Source organism: Streptococcus cristatus, assembly GCF_963529205.1.
GTDB classification, from domain to species: Bacteria; Bacillota; Bacilli; order Lactobacillales; family Streptococcaceae; genus Streptococcus; species Streptococcus cristatus_O.
Map to the genome: position 1 here is coordinate 1 of NZ_CAURYF010000061.1, position 4,534 is coordinate 4,534.

At 44.5% G+C, this 4,534-nt stretch carries 5 protein-coding genes; all 5 read right to left on the bottom strand.

The genetic code is table 11. The annotated features are described in order from the left end of the window. Positions 1-272: 272 nt before the first annotated feature. Positions 273-515: a hypothetical protein gene (locus RWS39_RS09160; RefSeq protein ID WP_005592291.1), complete on the bottom strand. Its 243-nt coding sequence runs from the start codon at positions 513-515 to the stop codon at positions 273-275. Between the two features lie 164 nt (positions 516-679). Next, positions 680-1,615 (bottom strand): peptide-methionine (R)-S-oxide reductase MsrB, encoded by a 936-nt coding sequence (gene msrB, locus RWS39_RS09165; RefSeq protein WP_314482801.1) that lies wholly within the window; start codon positions 1,613-1,615, stop codon positions 680-682. Positions 1,616-1,782: 167 nt separating this feature from the next. Next, on the bottom strand, positions 1,783-2,136 hold the full coding sequence (locus RWS39_RS09170; protein ID WP_149517996.1) for an arsenate reductase family protein: 354 nt from the start codon (positions 2,134-2,136) through the stop codon (positions 1,783-1,785). Positions 2,137-2,260: 124 nt separating this feature from the next. Next, positions 2,261-3,436: a 3-phosphoglycerate dehydrogenase family protein gene (locus RWS39_RS09175; RefSeq protein WP_314482806.1), complete on the bottom strand. Its 1,176-nt coding sequence runs from the start codon at positions 3,434-3,436 to the stop codon at positions 2,261-2,263. 12 nt (positions 3,437-3,448) lie between these two features. Beyond that, positions 3,449-4,534: 3-phosphoserine/phosphohydroxythreonine transaminase (serC, locus tag RWS39_RS09180; RefSeq protein ID WP_314482809.1), on the bottom strand; the 1,086-nt coding region annotated here is incomplete at its 5' end.

Genomic DNA, 4,534 nt, shown 5'->3' on the forward strand with positions numbered 1-4,534 from the left:
GGGTGACCTGACTTAGACTTTTCAATCGCGTCAATTCCTAAAAAGCGAATGGCATTAACAGATAATTGTGACATTGAGTTCTCCTTATAAAAAATTTAGCGGGCTGCTACAACCAGCAGACATTCCTACGCTCATTTTTCTTATTTCCATTATATGAAATTTTTGCCTTTCCTGCAATAATGGAAAAGTCATTCTTTCCTTCAGTAAAAGAATCCCACAAGCAAGCACTCATAGAATTCTAGTTATATATATTTCCCTGTAAAATCGGCTACTTATTGAATAGTAATACCATATTTTTCATGATTTTCTTCATACCAATTAATCAGAGCAATAGCCGTTTGATAAGTAATATTCTTAATCTTGCTGCTACCTTTGACCAGTGTCAAGATGCTCATTTTGCTGATATTGGCATCTGTCGCCACACGATAGCTGGTCAAAACTCCATCGATTAGTAATTGAATAACAGCTTCTACCTTTTTATAATCAGACATTGTAGTAATATCCAATTTCTCCATTTTGCATTCCTTCCATAACATTTATCTTTTCCTAACCATTATACACTTTTCTATGGTATTTACATATATAAATGCTTGGAGCGTTAGAAAAGAGGAAATTGGCTGATTATTTCTGTCTAGTTTAGCTAGTTTTTGAAAAGGTTGACAAGCGACGAAAGTGAGCATTAGTCCATATAGGATAGCAGGTAGCCGTAGCCTTCCTCTTCCATTTTCTCTTTTGGGATAAATCGCAGAGCTGCTGAGTTGATGCAATAGCGCAGACCGCCTAATTCCTGCGGACCGTCGGTAAAGACGTGACCCAGATGGGCATTTCCTGAGCGACTCCGCACTTCGATTCGCTCCATGCCATGGCTCAAATCTTGATAATACTTGATAACCTCGCGAGCGATAGGACGAGCAAAACTAGGCCAGCCACAGCCAGATTCAAACTTGTCAGCCGCAAAAAAGAGTGGTTCGCCAGTTGTCACATCAACATAAATCCCTGCCTCAAAAGTCGCGTTGTAAGCATTATGGAAGGGGCGCTCTGTTGCACTCTGCTGAGTCACCTGATACTGCTCCTCACTTAGCACTGCTTTGAGTTGCTGCTGACTAGGCTTAGGATAATGGCCCGCATCTACCAAGGGCTGCTCAGCATCTTTGACATTGATATGGCAATAACCCGTCGGATTTTTCTTGAGATAATCCTGATGATAATCCTCGGCCAAGATATAATGGCGCAAGGGCTCTAGCTCTACTGCTAACTTTTGCCCAAGCTGCCCCTCCTGCTCAGCAAAAACCTGCTCGATAGTCGAACGATCCGCCTCACGGACATAGTAAACACCTGTCCGATACTGACGGCCTATATCATTGCCCTGTTTGTTGATAGATAAGGGGTCAATGACTCGGAAATAGTAGAGCAAAATTTCTCGCAAGCTGATTTTATCTTCATTATAAATCAACTGCACCGTCTCCGCATGGTCCGTCTGGTGAATGAGCTGGTAGTTGGTGGACTCCACTTGCCCATTGGCATAGCCTACTGTCGTTTCCTCAATGCCTTCAATCCTAGAAAAATATTCCTCCAAGCCCCAGAAACAGCCGCCTGCTAGATAAATTTCTGCCATAAACATCCCTCCAATCTTTTCCTCTATTTTCTCATAAAAAGAAGAACTTTTATAGGATTTTGATTGGGACTTTCTTAGAAATCATATCAAATACTGCGCCTCTATGGATTAGCCAAATTTAATGGTTTCAAGAAAATATAAAAAGACAGGAAATTTCCCATCTTTGATTAAAGGTTTAGTTCTTTGTATTCCGTTCGGTAACCAACTTGTACAATCCGATCATCTTGGACTAGCAGTGGTCGCTTAATCAGCATGCCGTCGGTCGCCAAAAGTGCGGCTGCCTCCTCAGCAGAAAACTGAGGCACCTTATCCTTGAGCCCCAATTCTCGGTACTTGATACCACTGGTATTAAAGAAAGACTTAATCTCTAAATCTGAATGAGTCATCCATTGCAAAAGTTGCTCTTGGCTAGGCGTTTCCTTGACAATATCCACCGCTTCAAAGTCTAGTCCTAATTGATTAAGCTCAGCCTTGGCCTTACGGCAGGTAGAGCATTTTGGGTATTCGATAAATTGTAACATTGTTTTTCCTCCGTCCCTATGATAGCCCAGCTAGCTCCTTCTTGTCAAGCCGAGACTCATTAGAAAAAGCCGACAAGCGAAAGGCTCATCGGCTGGTACAGACGCATTCCAAAAAGAAACACCTCTATTTTTTAATCAAGCGCACGCGCACAATATTATCGCTATTCTCAAATTTATCAACCAGCTCCTGAATCTTGCCTTCGTCCGACTCATCCAGATCCAGCAAAGTATAGGCATAGTCGCCTTTAGAGCGGTTGATGATATTATCAATATTGATATTCAAATCACTGACTGCTGTTGAAATCCGAGCCACAATATTCGGTACATTTTTGTTAATCAGGGTAATCCGATAAGGCGCTGAGAGTGCCTGACGGACATTTGGGAAATTCACAGAGTTGATAATCTCGCCCGTTTCCATGAAGCGGCGGATGGTTTTCCCAGCCATAATGGCACAGTTGAGCTCAGCTTCTTCGGTCGATCCGCCCAGATGCGGAAAGACTGTAATCTGCGGATGACGGAGCAGCTCATCTACACCAAAGTCTGTGATATAGCGCTTGACTACACCAGCTTCTATGGCTTCAAAAAGGGCAGCATTGTCCACCAGCTCGCCACGGGCAAAGTTAATGAGAGTCGTCCCCTTTTGCATAAGACCAAAAGCGGCCTGATCAAAAGTAGCGCGTGTATCCTCAGTCAGAGGCACATGAATGGTAATGTAATCGCTCTTCTCAAAGATTTCCTTGATATCCGCTACCCGCTTGACATGGCTAGAGATATTCCAAGCCGTCTCAATAGATACATAAGGGTCATAACCAAGGACATTCATTCCCAGACGATAGGCATCATTAGCAATGCGGCCACCAATTGCTCCCAGCCCAATGACCCCCAAAGTCTTGTCTGAAATCTCTGTCCCAGCAAACTGCTTTTTGCCAGCCTCCACTTGCTTAGGAACATCGTCGCCAGAAAGGCCATTAGCCCATCTGTTAGCTGCGATATAGTCACGCGCAGACAGAAGAATGGAAGCCAAGACTGCTTCTTTCACCGCGTTGGCATTGGCTCCAGGTGTGTTGAAAACCACGATTCCCTGAGCTGTTGCTTGGTCAACAGGAATATTATTGGTTCCTGCACCTGCCCGCGCAATAGCTTTTAGATCACTTGGAAATTCCTGTCCATGCAGGTTTTGACTGCGCAGGATATAAGCATCTGGATTGTCAGACTTGTCTCCGTCAATCTGAAATGCATTGCCCAGCTCCTTGAGCCCGATTTGATTGATATTGTTAAATGTTTTGACACTAAAGACCATAGCTTCCCTCTCTTAAGAATTTTCTTCTTCAAATTTCTGCATAAAGGCGATCAAATCCTTGACTCCTTGGAGCGGAAAGGCATTGTAGAGACTAGCTCTCATGCCGCCCACGCTGCGGTGCCCCTTGATATTCTTGAAGCCTGCCGCAGCAGCCTCTTTGTTAAACTTGGCATCCAGCTCTGGGCTAGGAGACACAAAGGGAATATTGGCTACTGAGCGCTGCTCCTTGTAACGGACTGGACTGCGATAAAAGTCAGACTGCTCAATGAAGTCGTACAAAAGGCCAGATTTTTCTCGATTGCGCTTTTCCATTTCTGCTACACCACCCAGCTCCTTGACCCACTCAAAAACCAGCTTGGCCATATAGATGGCGAAAGTCGGCGGTGTATTGTAGAGAGAGTCATTGTCCGCCTGAATGCGGTAGTCCAACATGCTAGATAGAACTGGCTCATCATTGAGCAAATCTTCACGAATGATGACCACTGTCACGCCGGCAGGTCCGATATTCTTTTGAGCCCCAGCATAAATTAAACCGAAATCCTCTACTCGGTATTGAGCAGCCAGGATATTAGAAGACATGTCCGCCACAATGGGCACTCCATTGGTCGCTGGCAGGTCATAAATAGCCGTTCCTTCGATGGTATTATTGGTTGTCAGATGCACATAAGCCGCCTGCGGATCAATCTCCTTTTCATCAAAAGAAGGAATTTCCGTATAATTTGAATCCTCTGACGAAGCCAATAGAATAGGCTCAAATGGAATGAACTTAGACAGCTTGACTGCTTCGGTGTAAGCTTTCTTTCCCCAAGATCCAGCCACTAGATAGTAGGCCTTGCCGCCTTGGGATAGATTAAGGGGAATCATACTAAACTGAGTAGAAGCCCCACCCTGCAGGAAGAGCACGCGGTAATTGTCCGGAATATCCATGAGCTCACGCAGCAAGCTCTCAGCTTCTTTGATAATATCGTCAAATTCCTTGGATCGGTGGGACAGCTCCATCACACTCATGCCACTTTGGGCATAGTCTAAAAACTCAGCCTGAGCTTTTTTCAAGACTTCCTTGGGCAATACTGCCGGTCCAGCAGAAAAATTGTAAAT

What these genes read in the sequence shown, in the direction of transcription:
- RWS39_RS09160 (WP_005592291.1), bottom strand. Translation starts at nt 515, where the DNA reads ATGGAGAAATTGGATATTACTACAATGTCTGATTATAAAAAGGTAGAA.
- msrB (WP_314482801.1), bottom strand. Translation starts at nt 1,615, where the DNA reads ATGGCAGAAATTTATCTAGCAGGCGGCTGTTTCTGGGGCTTGGAGGAA.
- RWS39_RS09170 (WP_149517996.1), bottom strand. Translation starts at nt 2,136, where the DNA reads ATGTTACAATTTATCGAATACCCAAAATGCTCTACCTGCCGTAAGGCC.
- RWS39_RS09175 (WP_314482806.1), bottom strand. Translation starts at nt 3,436, where the DNA reads ATGGTCTTTAGTGTCAAAACATTTAACAATATCAATCAAATCGGGCTC.